This window comes from Mesorhizobium sp. M0518 (assembly GCF_040321125.1).
In the GTDB taxonomy this organism is placed as follows: Bacteria; Pseudomonadota; Alphaproteobacteria; order Rhizobiales; family Rhizobiaceae; genus Mesorhizobium.
Genome location: NZ_JAMYQY010000006.1, coordinates 81,081 through 98,664 on the forward strand (window position 1 = coordinate 81,081; position 17,584 = coordinate 98,664).

The window sequence follows — 17,584 nt, forward strand, 5'->3', positions numbered from 1 at the left end:
CAAAACCGCCGGGCTGGCGCCCGGCGGTTTGCAGATCATGGCTGTGTGTTCGTGCCGCTCAATAGGGGCAAGCGTTGTCAGCCGTATAGTCGTGTACTTCGACCTTGCCGGCAATGATGTCGGCCTTGGCTTTTTCGACGGCCGCCTTCATCTCTTCCGTCACCAGCGCCTTGTTGTTGTCGTCCATGGCGTAGTCGACGCCGCCTTCCTTGAGGCCCAGATTCTCGACTCCGCCTTTGAAGGTGCCGTTCTTGCCGTCCATGAAGGCGGTGTAGACGGCGACGTCGACGCGCTTCAGCATCGAGGTCAGCACCTTGCCCGGCTGCAGGCCGTTCTGGTTGGAATCGACGCCGATGCCGAGCTTGCCGGCATCTGCCGCCGCCTGCAGCACGCCGACGCCGGTGCCGCCTGCCGCGGCATAGACCACGTCGGAGCCCTGGTCGATCTGCGTCTTGGCGATCTCGCCGCCCTTGGCCGGATCGTTCCAGGCAGCCGGCGTATCACCCGTCATGTTCTGGATGACGTCGGTCGCGCCCGCTGACTTGGCGCCGCCGACATAGCCGCATTCGAACTTGCGGATCAGCGGGATATCCATGCCGCCGACGAAGGAGACCTTCTTCGACTTCGAAGCCATGGCCGCCAGGACGCCGACGAGGTAGGAGCCCTCCTGTTCCTTGAACTTCAGCGACCGCACGTTCGGCAGATCGACCTGGTCGTCGATGATGGCGAAGTTCAGGTCGGGATATTCGGCGGCGACCTTGGCCAGCGCGTCCGTCCAGGCAAAGCCGGCCATGACGATCGGGTTGCGGCCGTCCTCGGCGAAGCGGCGCAGCGCCTGCTCACGCTGCGAGGCATTGGAGACCTCGAATTCGACGTAGGCCGTACCGGTTTCCGTCTTGAATTTTTCGGCGCCGTTGTAGGCAGCCTCGTTGAAGGATTTGTCGAACTTGCCGCCGAGATCATAGAGGATGGCCGGCTGGACATCCGCGGCGAAAGCCGGAAGAACCATTGCGGTTGCGGCCAGGAGGCCGAGAACGATACGTTTCATGTGATCCACACCCTGTCGGTTATTTTTTCCGTTACGCGCCGCATGCCGGCCCGGTTCTCCGGCAGGCATACGACGTCAGCCAGGAGTGTACTCCCTCCCGCTCGGCGGCAATCTGGCATGGCCCGAAACAAAATTCACGCGGAATTTTGACCTTTTGGAAAAGCTTGGTGCGGGCAAGCCGCACCGCAGCTTGTCCTTGCGCCAAGTGTCAGGCGGAGGCGGCGGCAGGGATGGCGCAAGCGACGCCAGTGCCTTTGAGGTTGCACGTGCCGTAAGGATTCTTCGCCAGATATTGCTGGTGATCGGATTCTGCGAAGTAGAATTCGGCCGCCGGCGCGATCTCGGTGGTGATCCTGCCGTGGCCGGCACCGCGCAGCGAGGTCTCATACGCATCGCGCGAGGCGCTCGCCGCCGACAATTGCGCCTCGTCGCTCGTGTAGATCGCGGAGCGATAGGCGGTGCCGACATCATTGCCCTGGCGCATGCCCTGCGTGGGGTCGTGGCTTTCCCAGAACAGCTTCAGAAGCCCAGCATAGGAGACGATCTCGGGGTCATGGACCACCAGCACCACTTCGGCATGACCGGTAAGCCCGGTGCAGGTCTCCTGATAGGTCGGATTGGGGGTGAAGCCGCCGGCATAGCCAGCCGCGGTGACCCAGACGCCTTCGATCTGCCAGAACAGCCGCTCCGCACCCCAGAAGCAGCCCAGTCCGAACATCGCCGTCTCCAGCCTCTCGGGATAAGGACCCTTGAGCGATCTTTTCAAGACCTTGTGCCTGGATGCGGTCGGGATCGCCCTGGCGCGGCCCGGCAGGGCCTCGGAGGGCTTCGGCAGATTGAGCTTCTTATTCAGCATGTCGCTGAGAAAGAACATGCGCGGCTCCTCTCCGGGTGAAACATAAGATGCCGCATGACGGCGGCTTTGTTTGAGCATCGGATTTTCCAAAACCGGCAACCGCTTTTGGGTCCGATGCTCTAGGTGGCGGCGAACTGCCCAGCACGCGGTGGCCGCCTGTAGCCTATCACATAGAGCAGGAAAGCCAGCACCGCGAACACGGCGAAGCCCGGCTGGTTCAGCACCCAGGCGATGGCGCCGTCCCACAGCAGCGGGCTGGCCTTGGTTCGGATGAAGGTTTCGAAGGCGGCCCGCGTGTCGGGGGAGACCGCCAGCCAACTGGTGTTGAGCGGGGTCAGCACCAGAACGGAGGCCGCCACGGTGCGTGTCGCGTCGAGCACCGCCATGATGACGGAAATCGACAGCGCGATCATTGCGGCAAGACGAAAGACGAAGCGAAACATCAGAACCCTCCTCCGGGCTGGTCCCTATCGAGGGGCCTTTCAGAGATAGAATGCGCATGGCTGGATCGCAATCGCCATACGCGAATTTGCAGACTCCAAACTCAGGTCAACAGAAGGCCGGACGACAGTCGGCCGGGTGGCTTTTCATTGACATATGAGGGCAGCTATGCTAACAATTTCGGCATGGTGCTGACTTGCGCCGACGACCCGCCGCACAGGCGGGTTTTTGCGTTTGGTGCCTTGCAAACCGACGTGCCGGCGAAGTCTCTAAAGCCCGGGTGAACCCGGATTCGTTGCCCTGCGCGAACTATGCGGCCGGCTTCCTTTTGCGCCGATGGACACGCCAGACGGCAAAAACGCCGCCGCCTATGGCGCCGATCGCCAGGCCGGCCAGGCCGGTGAACACGGCGAAATAGCCGCAGGCGCCCTCGAAACAGCTCATCTCGGTGGCATCAGCGATCACCGAGCCGATGGCGAATCCGCCCACGGCGCCGATGACCGCGCCCAGGACGATGCCGAGCAGCGCGGCGACGACCGAGACGAAGACAGGCGGGCTTTCGGTTTCCGGATTGACATAAACGGCATCGGCTTCGGATCCACGGCGCAGCAGATAGATGCAGAGAACGCCGATGGCGATTTGAGCAGCCATGATGGCAAGCGCCTGGCCCGAAAAGACGAAATCCGAAATCGTCAGTGCACAGGCCTGCCAGGTCACCAGCCAGACGATTGTGGCGACCTGCCAGATGATGAACCGTCGCGGGAAGCGGGCCGAGCGGCCGAAGGCGAGGCCGAGCAGGTAAAGCCCCCACAGGATGGTGACGATATCGATGACGAGCCCGCCATAGATAAGGTAAAACACGCTGTCTGGCAGGCCGGTGGCGCCGACCGCGGGCCAGACGGAGATCAGGCCGTAGACCGACCACGCCATGACGAAGACAAGCCAGCCCACCGGCACGAAGGACAGCCCGCTGTCCGGCCGCCTGACTGGCGTCTGTCCATTGCTTGATGTCATGTCCGCACAATGCCCCCGCAAAGCCTCGGCACCCGACAGGCAACTCCGGGGGAAGTCAAGGGCGGCCGGCCCCGCGGTCCTGCCTGTGCACACCATTGCAGCGGCGGCGCCTGTAAAAACGGGCATGCCGGCCGCCTTGTGAAACACTGTGTGGCCGGCAAAGCGAATAGACTGCCGTTATGGCTTGGCATTCGGCGCCGGATCGACTAGATGAGCCCCGCGCCTGTTGCTTCGGCTCAGGTGCGGGGAAGGGCGTTCGCTGGTTGGCGGCGCCGGCGCGGATTTCCACGCCTCAGCCCAAGGGAGGTGCATCTCCCCAACCCGCACGGCGAAACCGGCCGACGCGACATGCATGGACGGAGAGGTGGCCGAGTGGTTGAAGGCGCACGCCTGGAAAGTGTGTTTACGGGAGACCGTAACGCGGGTTCGAATCCCGCTCTCTCCGCCAATTTGCACCCCAGCCGGAGTTGCCTGGAGCCGGCGCCCAGGGCACACGGACCAAGGCAATCCTCGTCGAGCGCCACGGAGGACCCGAGGTTCTGCAGCTTGCGGAGATCGGCTTGGCGCCGCCATCGCGTGGCGAGGTCCAGATCCGTCACGCATTCATTGGGGTCAACTTCATCGACGTCTATTGCAGGGACCGGCTATTTCGACCTCCTGCAGCCGCCGGGCGTTCCGGGCATTGAAGCCGCCGGTCTCATCGTAGCGGTCGGCCCGGAGGTTTCAGGCTTTTCAGTCGGCGACCGCATTGCCTATGCATGCCCGCCGGTCGGCGCCTACTGGCGCAGGCTGCCGACGCTCATCGCGATCTCGAGGCCAGGAGGACAACCAGGGCGCTTGTGCTGAAGGTGTGATAGTGTTGCCCCGGTGCTGTCATATTCTGAACAGGGCCGAATACCGGAGAATGGCAGCAAAACGGTCGATCATCTCGCCCTAGGCCGTGAACTCATAAATTGGGGAGACCGGGATCGGTGGGAAACGGACGCCGACTTCCTGTACCGAGCTGCTTGGATAGGCGCCATGGTCGCCAAGGTCTGACGATCCTTATTTCAACCGTACTCAGTCGCGGTAGCGCAGCGTTTCCAGCACGAGTGCGAAAGCCGGCGAGGGTTGGCGCCGGCTTGGATAGTACAGGTGATATCCCGGCCGGAGTGGGCACCAGTCCTCAAGAACACGCACCAGGCGACCCTCTTCAAGGGGGGAGGTCACTAGGTCCTCGGGCAGGTAGGCGAGCCCGAATCCCTCAAGGCTGGCCTGACGGATCATCGCGAGGGTGTTGAACGCTGCGTGTCCTTGAACGCGCACCTTTAACTCCCGCCCCTCCTGGCGAAACTCCCACGGTGCGAGCCCGCCTGTGGGCAGTCGCAGGGGTATGCACGCGTGATCGGCAAGGTCTTCAGGCGTGACCGGACGGGAGCGGCTTACGAAGTATGAAGGCGCTGCCACAACCGCCATGCGGAAGTCTGGTCCGATGCGCGCCGAGATCATGTCCTTGTCCACCTGTTCGCCAAGCCGCACACCCGCGTCGAAGCGATCGGCCGCAATGTCTGCCAAGCCGTAGTCATGGATGATCTCGACCCTGATGTCGGGATAGTCGCGCATGAGCCCGACCATGGCAGGCCAGATGATAGTCTCGCCGGCATGCTCCACGGTGGTGATCCGGACTGTGCCGGCCGGCTTGTCGCGCAGGGCGCTGAGGGCGGCAATTTCGCTTGCGATCTCATCGAACTTGGGAGCGATGCTTCGGAACAGACGATCCCCCGCTTCGGTGAGCGAGACGCTGCGGGTCGTGCGGGTCAGCAGCCTAACGCCGAGGCGCTCTTCCAGCGTCCGGATCGAATAGCTCAGAGCCGACTGCGACACCCCGAGCTTGGCGGCCGCCTTGGTGAAGCTGCGCTCGCGGGCGACGGCGATGAAGGTCAGGAAGTCATCCAGACTGTCGCGACGCATTCATCAACCCCACTTCTAAGCCCATGCAGATTATACCATCTAATTGCATGCCGCTAAAGGAGCTAACTTCCTGACCTCAAGGCCAGACGGTCCGGAGCAACTCTCCGCGCAATGCCTACCGTCCAACTGGCCACCGAAGGAGAACAAAATGAAGAAGGTAATCGTGGGCGCGCTCGCCGCCCTCACCATGATCGTGAGCCCTGCCGCCTTTGCTCAGGAAGCGACGGGCGCCGTCCCCCGCGCCTACATGATCGGCAGCTATGACATCAAGGATAAGGCGGTGTTTCAGCAGTACATCGAAGCCGCCTCGCCGCTCGTCACCAAGTATGGCGGCCGGGTGATCGTCTACAACCCCAATGTCACTGCCATCGAAGGAAGCTCGAGATCGGTGATAGCCATCGCCGAGTTCCCGAGCCTTGCTGACGCCCAGCGCTACTACAACTCGCCGGAATACACGGCGGCCCGGCAGTTTTTCACCAAATCGACCGAAGGATTTCGCATCATCACCGAAGGCGCCGGCCTTCCGCAGTGACGCAGTCCGCTGGCGGATGGATACCGGCATGGGCGGCGTCAGCCCCTGCTGGCCATCGCGTCCGAATTCGAGGCCGAGCTGCGGCCTAGAGAACAGGAGCGCAATATGAGTGTTTGGTTCATTACCGGCGCAGGCCGGGGCCTCGGTCTGGATATCGCCAAGGCCGCATTGGCGGCGGGCCACAAGGTGGTGGCAACCGGCCGCAACACGGAAAAGGTCGCAAGGGCCGTCGGAAAGTCCGAGAACGTCCTTATCGTCAAGCTGGACGTGACGAGCGCGGCCGACGCCGAAGCCGCTGCCCAGGCAACGCTTGACCGGTTTGGCCGCATCGACGTGCTGGTCAACAATGCGGCGAGTTTCTTTGCCGGGTATTTCGAAGAGCTGACCGCCGAACAGATGCAACTGCAGCTCAGCACCAGCCTCGTCGGTCCCATGAACGTGACGCGGGCCTTTCTGCCAGCGATGCGCAAGCAGCGGTCCGGCAGGGTCATTTCGATCTCTTCGACGGCCGGGCTAATGGGCTTCGAGTTCTGCACGGCCTATTCAGCCTCGAAGTTCGGCCTCGACGGCTGGATGGAGGCGCTGCAGACCGAAGTCGTGCCGTTCGGCATCGAGACGATGATCGTGAACCCGGGCTTTTTCCGCACCGAGCTTCTCACGGAAGAGTCGACCAACTATGCCGCGCCTTCCGTCGAGGACTACAACGAACGGCGGACGGCGCAGATCGCTTTCTGGCGTTCTCAAAACGGCAAGCAAGGGGGTGACCCCGCAAAGCTTGCGCACGCACTGATCACGCTCGCGGCTGGGGACGTGCTGCCCCATCGTTTCCTTGCCGGTGCCGATGCCATTGCGACGGCAGAGCAGAAGATTGCCATTCTGCAGCAGCAGATCGATGCCTATCGCGAGCTCTCGAGTTCCCTCGCCATCGACGAGAATGGCCATAACTAAGCGACCCCTGCGGAACATCCGTACTTGCGGTGCTGGTGGCTGAACACCACTGGCACTGCAATTCCGAGGTGAAGACTTCGTGGCTGCGGCAGCCCCAAAACGGCCACCTGTGGATTGATCAAATACGTCCGCTAAGAGGTCGATTGTCGACTGGCGGCTCTCCTATTGCAGCGGAATCTGATTCCAGACTCTGCATGAGCCGATATGACCTGACCGACTCCGAATGGCACGTGATCGAGCCACTTTTGCCCAAAAGGCCACGAGGGGTGCCGCGTGTCGATGATCGGTGCGTGCTAAACGGCATCTTCTGGGTGCTGCGATCCGGTGCGCCTTGGCGGGATTTACCAGAGCGGTATGGTCCACGCACCACCTGTTACAATCGCTTCGTCCGATAGCGGAAAGCAGGCGTGTGGGACCGCCTCATGGACGCTATCACCAAAGTCCATGACGGCAAGGTGCAGATGATCGACACCTCTATTGTTCGCGTCCACCAGCAGGGCGCGACGGCAAAAAAGGGGGATCGAGATCATTGTCTCGGTCGTTCCCGAGGCGGGCTGACAACCAAAATCCATGCTCTTGTCGACGCCAAAGGCATGCCGATCAAATTGATGCTCACGGCAGGTCAGATGAGTGATATTGCCTCGGCAGCAGACCTGATCACGGATCTGCCGGAGGGTGCCATGCTACTCGCCGACAAGGGCTATGATGCCAACGCCTTGCGTAATGCGGTCAGCAAGCGAAAAGCATGGGCCAACATCCCGCCCAAGGCCAACCGCAAGGACCCAATCTGCTTCAGCCCCTTCTTGTATAAGGCCGCAACTTGGTTGAGCGCTTCTTCAACAAAGCCAAGCAGTTCCGCCGCATCGCAACCCGCTACGACAAGTTGGCTGAGAACTATCTTACCGCGCTCAAACTCGTCGCAATCCGCATCTGGCTACGCGGTAATGAGTCTACGTCCTAGATCACCGCTTCCTCGAGGAACGGCTCGTTGCGCTCTATGCGCTCGTAACAGAACGGCGACAGATCGAGCGTCTGGAAAGCCCCGTGAACGATGAGTTCTGAAACTCCCCGGCCCACGGCTGGCGACTGTTGCAGCCCGTGCCCCGAGAAGCCGTTGGCAAACATGAAATTGGTCACCTGCGGGTGGAAGCCGACGATGCCGTTGTGGTCGAGCATGTTGTACTCGTAGTGGCCGGTCCAACTGGTCTGGACCTTGAGGGCATCGAAGGCCGGGACGCGATGCCAGAGCGCCGGCCAGATATATTCGTCGAACTCTTCATACTGCATTTCGAAGTCGTCGTAGCCGGCCGGCCCGTCGCCCTGCGGGGTGTTGCCGGTGAGAAAAAGCTCGCCTTCCGGGCGCACGAATGTACCGGAAAGGTCGATGACGTTAGGCATCCGGCCAGGGATCGGATTGGCGCTGGCGAAGACGAAGCTGTAGCGCTTGTACGGCGCGACCGGGATCGACAGGCCGGCCATGGCTGCCACCTGTTGCGCGCGCGGACCCGCGGCGTTGACCAATGTTCCGCAGGCGATCGTCTGGCCGGTCGCGAGGCGCACTGAGATGACCCGCCCGTTGGCGATGCCAAGCTCCGTCACGGCATTATCGATATACTCGACACCGCTGGCCCGGGCGGCTCGGCGGAAACCGTTCATCAGCCCCATGGAATCGAACCAGCCCTCTTCCCGGGCCCCCCAGGAACCGCCGCCGAGATCATCCACGTTGAGCCAGGGAAAGCGATCCTTCAGCGGGCCCGGCTTGAGGAAGACAGTGTGAGCCCCGAGACTTCGCTGCAGGTCGACGCGCTCGCGGGCCGCTTCGACGCCGTCCGGGGAGCAGCAGTAGAGATAGCCGTGCTCACGAAAGCCGAGATCGGGCGCCGGCTCGTCCTTGTAGAAGGGTGCCATGCGCTCCTGGAAGGTGCGGATGATCTCGATGCCGAACTGGCTGATCTTCACATTGATCGGATTGGAATATTGCTGCCGGATCGCGCTGGTGGACAGCGCTGTCGATGAAAACTCGTAACTGCTATCGCGCTCGACCACGAGGATCGATGCACCGCTGCCCAGCGCCTGGCTCAGCCAGTAGGCCGTGGACGAGCCGACAACCGCTCCGCCGACGATGACGATGTCGTAGGCGTTGCGCGATGGCGCTTTGTAAGGCGGGATCGCCATGGCTCCGACTCCAAGCTACTGGTTGAACAAAGCGATCAGGGCATCCGAGCCCCGCGCAAGAAGGCCAAGGTCCGAACCGACGGCAACCATGGTGAAGCCTTCGGCAAGGTAGCGGTCGGCATCGGCCCTCGCCGGCGCCAGGATGCCGCTTGCCTTGCCTGCCGCCGTTGCGGCCTGACGCACGGACGAGATTGCCTCCTGGACATGTGCCGCGCCGGGATTGCCCATCGCGCCCATATTGGTGGAAAGATCGCCGGGACCGACGAAGAGAACGTCGACGCCGTCGACCGCCGCGATCTCGGCGGCATTCGCCACGCCCAATTCATCCTCAATCTGCACGGCGAGAAGCTGCTGCTCACGCGCCTTGGCGTGGTAGCCGGCGATGCGGCCGAAGGCGTTGGCGCGGTGACCGACCGAGAAGCCGCGAAATCCGCCGGGCGCATAGGTCATTGCCGCGACGATGGCGCGGGCCTGATCGGCGGTCCGTACATTGGGGATCATCAGGCTGCGTGCGCCGATATCCAGCGCCTGCTTGATCAGATTGGGATCGTCGGAGGGCAGTCTGACGACAGCCTCGCTGTCGAAGCCGCCCATCACCTGAAGCTGCGCCATGATGCTGCGCAGATGGTTGGGGCTGTGCTCGCCGTCGATCAGCACCCAATCGGCTCCGGAGCCGGCGACGATCTCCGTGGTGAGCGCCGAAGCCAGCGAGCACCAGATGCCGATGTGAGCCTGGCCAGCCGCTGTGGCAGCTTTCAGCGTGTTGAGGCGTTCTTGCATCTTGCGATCATCTCCAATCATCTGGACTGAAATTTGTATGATGTCCTATATCATATGGCTACAAAACGGTGCAAGATGGGATGTGCGGACTTTCGAATGGGAGCTGGAGAATGAGGATCGGGTTCATCGGGCTTGGCGTCATGGGAGCACCGATGGCGCGCCACCTGGCCGATGCCGGGCATGAGATCGTCACCGTTCTCAATCGCTCCCCTCTACCGCAGGGCCTGACCGCATCGGTCGTCGCGTCCGCCGCCGAAGTGGCACGGCGGTCCGAGATCATCATCACCATGCTGCCCGACACGCCTGACGTCGAACGCGTCCTGTTGGGCGAGGACGGCGTCCTGGAAGGACTGTCAGCCGGCAAGCTGGTCGTCGACATGAGCTCGATCAGCCCCATCGCCACGGCGGCGTTCGCGGCGAAACTGCGAGAGAAGGGAGCCGGCTACCTCGACGCCCCGGTCTCGGGCGGCGAGGTCGGCGCCAAGGCGGCAAGCCTCACCATCATGGTCGGCGGCCCGGCCGCCGAGTTCGAGCGGGCGCTGCCGATCTTTGAGACACTCGGCAAGAACGTCACTTCGACCGGCGAGCAGAATGGCGCCGGGCAGACCTGCAAGATCGCCAACCAGATCATCGTCGCGCTCAACATCGAGGCCGTGGCCGAAGCGCTTGTCTTCGCCAGCAAGGCCGGGTGCGACCCGACGAAGGTGCGCGGCGCCCTGATGGGTGGCTTCGCCGCTTCACGCGTCCTGGAAGTGCATGGCCAGCGCATGATCGACCGGACCTTCGCCCCAGGCTTCCGCATCAAGCTCCACCAGAAGGATCTCAACCTGGCGCTTGACAGTGCCCGCGTCCTTGGCGTGGCGCTGCCGAACACCGCCATGGCGCAGCAACTGATGAATGCCTGTTCAGGCCATCCAGGTGGCGCCGAGGCCGATCACTCGTCTCTCGTCCGGGCGCTGGAGATCCTGAGCGGCCACGAACTGTCAAAAGAAAAGGAGTAACCGATGCGCGGAACCGGCAAGGCCGAGATCTTCGTGATGCTGGCCCATCCCGTGGCCCATGCCAAGAGCCCCGGCATATTCAACGAGATCTTCGAGCAGAAGGGCCTCGACAGCCTCATGGTGCCCTTGAGCTGCCGCCCGGAGGATTTCGAGACCTTCTGGGCCGGCATCACGGCAGCCGAGAATATCAGGGGCGTGATCATTTCGGTGCCGTACAAGGTTGCCGTCTACCACAAATGCTCCGCCGCGCATGACCGCGCCGCGCGGGTGGAAAGCGCCAACTCGGTGCGACGGCTGCCGGATGGCAGCTGGTATGCCGACAATTTCGACGGCGTCGGCTTCATCGATGCGCTAAAGGCAAACGGACATCAGATCGCCGGCCGCCGCATTCTTCAAGTCGGTGCCGGCGGCGCCGGTGCCTCGCTCGCCTATTGTCTCGCGGAAGCCGGCGCCGACGAAATCCGCCTTACCGACATCGATACGGCGCGTGCCGAGAAACTGGCGGCGCTGGTTGGCCGCGCGTTCCCGAAATGCCGCATCCAGGTCGGAGGGGCCGAGCCTTCCGGCATGCATATGGCGATCAACGCCACACCTGTCGGCATGCATGCCGGCGATCCGCTGCCGCTTGACGTCAGCCGGCTGACCCCGGATATGACGGTCGTGGACATCATCATGGAGCCTGCGGAAACCGCTCTGCTGCGGGCGGCCAAGGGGGTCGGCTGCCGCGTTCAACCGGGACGCCCGATGATGGATTTCCAGGTCCGGGCGATGTCCGAATTCTTCGACATCGAAGGCAAGGACCGTGGCCATGGCTGAGACACCGACTGCCGTCGTCATCGGCGGCACGTCCGGCATCGGACGCGCTATCACGCAGCGCTTCGCCGAAGACGGTTATCATGTGGTCGTCTCCGGCCGGGATGCGACGAGGGGCAATGAGGCGGCCGGCTCCTGCCAGGCGGCAGGCGCGCCGCGTGCGCTGTTTGTCCAGACAGATGTCGCAGATAGCGGCTCAGTCGAGGCTCTGGCACGGATTGTCAGCGACGGGTTCGGCACGCCTCACGTCGTCGTCAACTGCGCCGGCATCTTGCAGAGCGGCAAGTACGTCCTTGATCAGGATCTGGACGAGGACGAGAAGATGTGGCGGGTGAATTATCGCGGCACGCTGTTGGGGTGCCAGGTGTTTGGCCGGCTGATGTCGGCCGCCCGGCGAGGCGCGATCCTGAATGTCGGCTCGCTCGCCTCTTTCGCGCCGCTGTCGCTGCCGGCCTACACGCCGGGAAAGCATGCGGTCCTGGCCCTGACCCAGATCCTCGCCGCCGAACTCGGCCCGCATGGCGTTCGCGTCAATGCGGTCGCGCCCGGCTATACACTTTCCGATGGTTTGAAGACCAAGATCGCCAAGGGTGAACGCAACCCCGAAGCCATACAGGCCACCACGGCACTGCGACGCTTCGTCGAGCCGCGCGATGTCGCCGAGGCGGCATTGTTCCTCTGCTCGGAGCGCGCCGCTTCGATTACCGGCGTCACCTTGCCGGTCGACGCCGGCTGGCTGGTTCAGGCGCCTTACGCACAATATCTGCAGGGAAATCCCATCCGGCAAACGCCGGCTATCTGACAAGGATAATCCAGTGAGCAATATCCGGCCAGTGAGCGACATCCAGCGCTTCGACTTCGATACCCGCATCCACCACGGCGTCATCCATAACGGCACGCTCTACCTCACCGGCCAGGTCGCGAGGCCCGGCCAGTCCGCGGCCGACCAGATGCGCGAGGTGCTCGGCAAGATCGATGCGCTGCTTGGCAAGGCGGGCACGGACAAGACCCGCATCCTTCATGTGCAGATGTGGCTGGACGACATCAGGGATTTCGACGAAGTCAACGCGGTGTGGGACGCCTGGATGCCCGGGGAGCACGCACCGGCGCGCTCATCGGGCGAAGGACGGATGGCGAAGCCCGGAATGCTGGTCGAACTGATCGTCACCGCGGCGGTTTGAATGGTCCTGCCGGTTCGGGCATCATCCCGAATCTGGCGAGAGGGAGACTGATGACGAAGCGCAAGCCGCTTTCCACCGTCGTGGCGGAGAGCCTGTCCGAGAAGATCCGTTCCGGACAGCTGCTGCCCGGCGCGCAATTGCCGACAGAGGCGGAGCTTTGCGCCGAGTACGATGTCAGCCGCACGGTGGTGCGGGAAGCTGTGGCGCGACTACGTTCCGAAGGCCTGGTGGTGCCGCAGCAGGGGCGCGGCATGTTCGTCAGCGAGACGCCGGCGCCGCGCAACTTCTCGATACCGGACGAAGCGCTCAGGACCTTGCCGGAAACCATTGCGCTGCTCGAGCTGAGGTTGAGCGTCGAGGTGGAGTCGGCGGGATTGTGCGCGGAACGGCGCACCGATGCGGAAGCCAGCGTGATCCGCACCTTGATGGAACAGGTCGACGCCCAGCAGGCCGATCCCGCCGTCGTCCAGATCCACTACGACTATGATTTCCACCTGGCGATCGCCAAGGCGGCACGAAATGAATTCATCCACGGTTTCCTAGGCTATCTCGGGCCGATGATCGTGCCGCGCTTCCAGCTCGGCTATCTGGTCACGCCCGAACTCAAGGACAGCTACTACGCGCGCATACACAGCGAACATAAGACGATCGTCGACGCCATCGAAAGGCAGGATGGCCGCGCCGCCCGCCAGGCCATGCGCAAGCACCTGCACAACAGCCTCGGGCGGGTGCGCGCCCTGGCCCGAGCCTCTGGCGTGGAGGCAATCGAAGCCGAGCAGAAGGCGGCGGCGGCCTCACTTTTCACCGACATGAAAAGGCCTGTCTCGACAGGCGGATGAGGCCTCGGCGAATTCGATCGCATCGGCGCGCCTGAGCCGAAAATTAGACATCCGTTGCGAAAGCCGTGTTTTTTGTTCCGTCACCGGCTGCGCGGGTTTCCCAAGGGTTGAAGGCGCCAGCTTGCCAGCGTTTCCCTGGGTTTTCGGCTGCTGCGGTTAAACCAACACCCCAAGGGATTTTGGAGGCGTTCGAAATTTTCGAAAGTTTATCTTTCCTTTTTGCTGGTTTTCTTGGTTTCGCGGCATCGGCCCGGGCCGCAAACTGAAAACAGACAATCAGGAAAGTCCACGTGACGACAGCCTTCATCACCGGTGCGACGAGCGGCATAGGGCGGGCCATAGCGATCGCGCTGAGCGACGCCGGCTACGACGTCTATGCGGTCGGGCGCAGCCAGGCCGCGCTCAAGGAGCTGCAGGCACAGCGGTCCGGCATCGTGCCGATTGCCGTCGACGTCACCGACCGCGAGGCCCTGGAAGCGGCCCTGGCGGATCTCACCATCGACGTGCTGATCAACAATGCCGGGGTCATGCCGCCGCTCGGCAACTTCGCCGATATGAAGATCGCTGACATCGACACCACGCTCGAGGTGAACCTCAGCGCGGCAATCCTGCTCACGCGCCTCGTCGTCCCGCAAATGCGCGAGCGGCAGTCCGGGCATGTATTGTTCACCGGCTCCACAGCGGGCCACGCGGCATACTCCAACGTTGCCGTCTATTCAGCGACCAAGGCGGCGATATCAGGCTTTGCAGCAGCGCTGCGCGCCGACCTCTCCCCATCAGGCGTACGCGTCACCGAGATCGTTGCCGGCCGTGTCGAGACGCAGCTCTACCAGGACATCCTCGACGCCAACGCGCGCGCAGCCATGTACGCCAGCAAAGTGGTGCAACCGGATGACGTGGCCAGGATGGTCGTCGCTGTGCTTGGGCTCCCCGCATGGGCCGACGTTACCCGTTTCGACATCATGCCGACTTGGCCAACCTCGCCAAGCGGTACCAAGTAAGGAAAACTGGGATGAAAGATCTTTCCGTTCTGATCGTTGGCGGTGGTGCCGGCCTCGGTGCCCTCTTAGCCGAGATGGCTGTCGAGGCCGGAGCGGCAAAGATCGGCATCATCGACATCAACCAGGAAGCCGCCGAGTCCGCGCTGGCGACCGCGAAGGCCAGCGGACTGCCTACCGCGACCGCCCTTTGCGACATCCAGGTAGGCCCAGAGTGCCACGCCGCATTCGAGGCGATCGTTTCGAAACTCGGGCGCGTCGACACGCTGATCAATTGCGCCGCGATCTACCCTCGCCGCCCGCTCCTCGAAATCACCGACGCCGACTGGGATGCCTCCAACGGCATCAACATCAAGGGCACCTACCACATGATGGTGGCGGCGGTTCGCCACATGCAATCGCAGGAGCCGAAGAGCCACGTCCGCGGGCGGATCGTGAACCTGACCTCGGTCGACGCCTTCAAGGCGCATCCGCAGAACGCTCATTATGCGGCGACCAAGGCCGCCGTCGTCAGCCTTACCCGATCCTTTGCCCATCACGTGGCGAAGGACGGCATTCTGGTGAATTCGGTGGCGCCGGCCGGCATGGCGACGGAGAAGGCAAAAGCGCTCGGCTTCCTGGAGGAACTGGCCAAGGCGAGCCCGCTCGGCCGCGGTGCCGAGCCAAAGGAAATTGCCGAATGGGTGCTGATGACGGGCAGCCCCAAGAACACTTACATGACCGGTGAAAACGTAATTGTTTCAGGCGGTTACATATACGCCTGAGCCTCTTTCGCCGCAGGCGACTGAACTCTGGCAGTGCATGACCGAGGCAGTGCATGACCGACCGGCCACAAGCAGGGAAAGGAACGGGATTTTCGATGACCGGCAAGCTGCGCCTTCCCTCGCTGAATGCTCTGCGCGTGTTCCACGCGGTCGCGCAGCACAAGAGCTTTCGGCAGGCGGCGGATGAATTGCTGGTCACGCCGCAGGCCGTCGGACAGCAGATCAAGCTTCTGGAGGATACGCTCCAGGTAACGCTGTTCGAGCGTAAGGGCCGGTCGATCGAACTGACCGAGTCGGCCATTCTTCTGTCGCACTATGTCAAAGCCGGCTTCAACGAGTTTGCCGAAGGCGTTCGCCGCGTCACCAAGTCGAACTATCGGGACCGCATCAACCTGAATGCAAGCCCATACTTCGCCACGCACTATCTCCTGCCGCGGCTTTCGTTGTTCCGGGAAATCTTGCCGGGCGCGGATCTGCGCCTGACGACGATGGTCGACCTGCCCGATTTCGGGCGCGACGATATCGATATGACGGTCCAGTGGGGCTACGGCAACTGGTCCGACTATGAAACCACGTTGCTGGTGCCGGACCCGAAGATCATCTGCTGCACGCCGGCGATCGGCGAAAGGATCAAGTCGGCGCATGATCTGACACAGTTCACGTTGCTCGACACCGTCAAGTCGAAGCGTCTGTGGCCGGACATATTGCGCCACCTTGGCGTGGAACTGACGGATGGCGACCGCAGCATCAGCTTCGACGACGCCGCGACCATGCGCCGGGCGACCTTGCAAGGCATAGGTGTGGGCTTGGTTTCCGTCATCGACGCCGAGGAAGATTTCCGAGCGGGCACGCTGGTCGCGCCGATCGGCCGCGACGCCATTGCCGATATGAAGCCAGAGGAAGTCCCGGGCTTCTATCTTGTCGTCCCGCGCGGACATCTGCGTGTGAAGGCGGTCGCCGCACTTCACCGATGGCTGGCTCAGCAGGACTGGCGCGGCGACCTCACGATTTCCTCGTTACCGAAACCGGCCCCGCTTTCCGACTAGAAGCGGCTTCGAGACCGAGGCCTGAAAGACGCTTTTTAGGCCTCCAACAACAAGAAACCAAACAACCTCAACAGTGGAGACGGAACATGAAAATGATGAAATGGGGGGCTTCGGCCCTGGCCCTTGGCCTCGTGCATTTTGCGGCGCCGGCGGAAGCCGCCGGCGGCAAGACGCTCGAAACCGTCAAGGCACGCGGCATGCTGAACTGCACCGGCCATGACGGCTCCTATCTCGGCTTCGCCGAGGTGGACGACAAGGGCAACTGGAAGGGCATGGACATCGACCTCTGCAAGGCGGTAGCCGCGGCCGTGTTCGGCGACCCGGCGAAGCTGAAGGTCGTTCCGATCAGCTGGGCCCAGCGCTGGCCGGCCTTGCAGTCCGGCGATGTCGACATCATCATCAAGGCCTCGGGCGGCACGCTCAGCCGCGACACCGAACTTGGGCTGCAGTTCTCCATGTCCTACTATCTCGGGACCACCAAGGTGATGGCGCACAAGGAGCTGAACCTCAAGTCGCTCAAGGATGCCGCAGGCGGCACGATCTGCATTCCCGCCGGCACCTCGCAGGAACAGCAGGTCGCTGCCTATACGGCCAAGCTCGGCATCAAGCTCGAACCGGTGCTCATCGAGAAGACCGAGGAGCTCGAGCAGGCCTATTTCTCGGGACGCTGCGATCTTTATGCGCAGTGGGGTCCGACACTGGCCATTGCGCGCATCGCCAAGAGCAAGGTCGACGACCACGTCATTCTGCCCGACGTGCTCGCCGTCGAGCCTGAAGTCATGATCATGCGGCAAGGCGACGACAACTGGGTCGACATCGCCAACTGGACGCTGAGCACGCTGATCTTTGCCGAGCAGGAAGGTATTACCTCGAAGAACGTCGACGAGATAAAGGCCAAGCCGACCTCACCGCAGGTCGCCAAATTCCTCGGCGTCACGCCAGGCATGGGCAAAGGTCTCGGGCTCTCCGACGACTGGGCCTACAAGGTGATCAAGAACGTCGGCAACTACGGCGAAATCTTCGATCGCGATCTCGGCAAGGACTCGCCCTACAAGATGGATCGCGAACTGACCAATTTGTGGAACAATGGCGGTGTCCTGTTCCCGCTGGTTGTCGATTGATCCGTTCTGAACGCATCTCGCTCCAGGTCCCGCCCGGCTCCCACCGGGCGGGACCGCGCGGCAATTCGGGAAGGATT

20 protein-coding genes, 1 tRNA gene and 1 pseudogene are annotated in these 17,584 nt (G+C 62.7%); 14 read left to right on the top strand and 8 right to left on the bottom strand.

The features are described 5' to 3' along the window. Nucleotides 1–58 precede the first annotated feature (58 nt). The 4 genes from NKI66_RS10660 to NKI66_RS10675 form a co-directional block, all read right to left on the bottom strand. Nucleotides 59–1,048 (bottom strand): BMP family lipoprotein, encoded by a 990-nt coding sequence (locus NKI66_RS10660; RefSeq protein WP_128303185.1) that lies wholly within the window; start codon nt 1,046–1,048, stop codon nt 59–61. 208 nt (nt 1,049–1,256) lie between these two features. After that, nucleotides 1,257–1,922, bottom strand: a complete 666-nt coding sequence (gene msrA, locus NKI66_RS10665; protein WP_128303184.1) for a peptide-methionine (S)-S-oxide reductase MsrA — start codon at nt 1,920–1,922, stop codon at nt 1,257–1,259. Between the two features lie 101 nt (nt 1,923–2,023). After that, nucleotides 2,024–2,347 (bottom strand): hypothetical protein, encoded by a 324-nt coding sequence (locus tag NKI66_RS10670; protein ID WP_128303183.1) that lies wholly within the window; start codon nt 2,345–2,347, stop codon nt 2,024–2,026. A gap of 307 nt (nt 2,348–2,654) precedes the next feature. Next, complete coding sequence (locus NKI66_RS10675; RefSeq protein WP_245486098.1) at nt 2,655–3,359, bottom strand: DUF2569 domain-containing protein; 705 nt, start codon at nt 3,357–3,359, stop codon at nt 2,655–2,657. A gap of 358 nt (nt 3,360–3,717) precedes the next feature. Between NKI66_RS10675 and NKI66_RS10680 the strand changes: the two genes are divergently transcribed. Continuing rightward, nucleotides 3,718–3,807 (top strand) — tRNA-Ser (locus tag NKI66_RS10680). A 128-nt stretch (nt 3,808–3,935) separates the two neighbouring features. Further along, nucleotides 3,936–4,205: an alcohol dehydrogenase catalytic domain-containing protein gene (locus tag NKI66_RS10685; protein ID WP_164892877.1), complete on the top strand. Its 270-nt coding sequence runs from the start codon at nt 3,936–3,938 to the stop codon at nt 4,203–4,205. A gap of 213 nt (nt 4,206–4,418) precedes the next feature. Here NKI66_RS10685 and NKI66_RS10690 read toward each other — a convergent pair whose 3' ends face one another. Continuing rightward, nucleotides 4,419–5,309 (bottom strand): LysR family transcriptional regulator, encoded by an 891-nt coding sequence (locus NKI66_RS10690; RefSeq protein ID WP_128303181.1) that lies wholly within the window; start codon nt 5,307–5,309, stop codon nt 4,419–4,421. Nucleotides 5,310–5,457: 148 nt separating this feature from the next. Here NKI66_RS10690 and NKI66_RS10695 point away from each other — a divergent pair, with 148 nt between their 5' ends. The 3 genes and pseudogenes from NKI66_RS10695 to NKI66_RS10705 all read left to right on the top strand — a co-directional run bounded on the left by NKI66_RS10695 (nt 5,458) and on the right by NKI66_RS10705 (nt 7,750). Then, nucleotides 5,458–5,841 (top strand): DUF1330 domain-containing protein, encoded by a 384-nt coding sequence (locus NKI66_RS10695; protein WP_127290690.1) that lies wholly within the window; start codon nt 5,458–5,460, stop codon nt 5,839–5,841. 105 nt (nt 5,842–5,946) lie between these two features. Further along, nucleotides 5,947–6,789: an SDR family oxidoreductase gene (locus NKI66_RS10700; protein ID WP_128303180.1), complete on the top strand. Its 843-nt coding sequence runs from the start codon at nt 5,947–5,949 to the stop codon at nt 6,787–6,789. A 194-nt stretch (nt 6,790–6,983) separates the two neighbouring features. Further along, nucleotides 6,984–7,750: pseudogene (locus NKI66_RS10705) on the top strand (IS5 family transposase). On the opposite strand, the gene NKI66_RS10710 reads toward NKI66_RS10705, so the two are convergent. Both NKI66_RS10710 and NKI66_RS10715 read right to left on the bottom strand, forming a co-directional pair. Further along, nucleotides 7,747–8,964: an NAD(P)/FAD-dependent oxidoreductase gene (locus tag NKI66_RS10710; RefSeq protein WP_352440886.1), complete on the bottom strand. Its 1,218-nt coding sequence runs from the start codon at nt 8,962–8,964 to the stop codon at nt 7,747–7,749. The pseudogene NKI66_RS10705 and the gene NKI66_RS10710 sit on opposite strands and share 4 nt — an antisense overlap. A 15-nt stretch (nt 8,965–8,979) precedes the next feature. Next, complete coding sequence (locus NKI66_RS10715) at nt 8,980–9,744, bottom strand: HpcH/HpaI aldolase family protein (protein WP_128303178.1); 765 nt, start codon at nt 9,742–9,744, stop codon at nt 8,980–8,982. 110 nt (nt 9,745–9,854) lie between these two features. Here NKI66_RS10715 and NKI66_RS10720 point away from each other — a divergent pair, with 110 nt between their 5' ends. Genes NKI66_RS10720 through NKI66_RS10740 form a run of 5 tightly spaced genes read left to right on the top strand, consistent with a single transcriptional unit; the run spans nt 9,855 to nt 13,578 of the window. Beyond that, nucleotides 9,855–10,745, top strand: a complete 891-nt coding sequence (locus NKI66_RS10720; protein WP_352751613.1) for a 2-hydroxy-3-oxopropionate reductase — start codon at nt 9,855–9,857, stop codon at nt 10,743–10,745. A gap of 3 nt (nt 10,746–10,748) precedes the next feature. Next, nucleotides 10,749–11,561 (top strand): shikimate dehydrogenase family protein, encoded by an 813-nt coding sequence (locus NKI66_RS10725; protein WP_023810160.1) that lies wholly within the window; start codon nt 10,749–10,751, stop codon nt 11,559–11,561. Then, entirely contained in the window at nt 11,554–12,360 is an 807-nt protein-coding gene (locus NKI66_RS10730; RefSeq protein ID WP_023810159.1) for an SDR family NAD(P)-dependent oxidoreductase, read from the top strand. Before NKI66_RS10725 ends, NKI66_RS10730 begins: the two co-directional genes overlap by 8 nt. A gap of 31 nt (nt 12,361–12,391) precedes the next feature. After that, nucleotides 12,392–12,739: a RidA family protein gene (locus NKI66_RS10735; protein WP_023810158.1), complete on the top strand. Its 348-nt coding sequence runs from the start codon at nt 12,392–12,394 to the stop codon at nt 12,737–12,739. 50 nt (nt 12,740–12,789) lie between these two features. Next, nucleotides 12,790–13,578, top strand: a complete 789-nt coding sequence (locus tag NKI66_RS10740) for a FadR/GntR family transcriptional regulator (RefSeq protein WP_032908872.1) — start codon at nt 12,790–12,792, stop codon at nt 13,576–13,578. Nucleotides 13,579–13,621: 43 nt separating this feature from the next. Here the strand turns inward: NKI66_RS10740 and NKI66_RS10745 are convergent, their stop codons facing one another. Beyond that, nucleotides 13,622–13,885 (bottom strand): hypothetical protein, encoded by a 264-nt coding sequence (locus NKI66_RS10745; RefSeq protein WP_128303176.1) that lies wholly within the window; start codon nt 13,883–13,885, stop codon nt 13,622–13,624. Here NKI66_RS10745 and NKI66_RS10750 point away from each other — a divergent pair. The 4 genes from NKI66_RS10750 to NKI66_RS10765 all read left to right on the top strand — a co-directional run bounded on the left by NKI66_RS10750 (nt 13,869) and on the right by NKI66_RS10765 (nt 17,507). Beyond that, nucleotides 13,869–14,579 (top strand): SDR family oxidoreductase, encoded by a 711-nt coding sequence (locus NKI66_RS10750; protein ID WP_023810156.1) that lies wholly within the window; start codon nt 13,869–13,871, stop codon nt 14,577–14,579. The genes NKI66_RS10745 and NKI66_RS10750 overlap by 17 nt on opposite strands. Nucleotides 14,580–14,590: 11 nt before the next feature. Beyond that, nucleotides 14,591–15,340, top strand: a complete 750-nt coding sequence (locus NKI66_RS10755; RefSeq protein WP_023810155.1) for an SDR family NAD(P)-dependent oxidoreductase — start codon at nt 14,591–14,593, stop codon at nt 15,338–15,340. 95 nt (nt 15,341–15,435) lie between these two features. After that, nucleotides 15,436–16,386 carry a LysR substrate-binding domain-containing protein gene (locus NKI66_RS10760; protein WP_023810154.1) on the top strand — a complete coding sequence of 317 codons (951 nt, stop codon included), beginning with the start codon at nt 15,436–15,438 and terminating at the stop codon, nt 16,384–16,386. 86 nt (nt 16,387–16,472) lie between these two features. Further along, nucleotides 16,473–17,507, top strand: a complete 1,035-nt coding sequence (locus NKI66_RS10765; RefSeq protein ID WP_023810153.1) for an amino acid ABC transporter substrate-binding protein — start codon at nt 16,473–16,475, stop codon at nt 17,505–17,507. Nucleotides 17,508–17,584 lie beyond the last annotated feature (77 nt).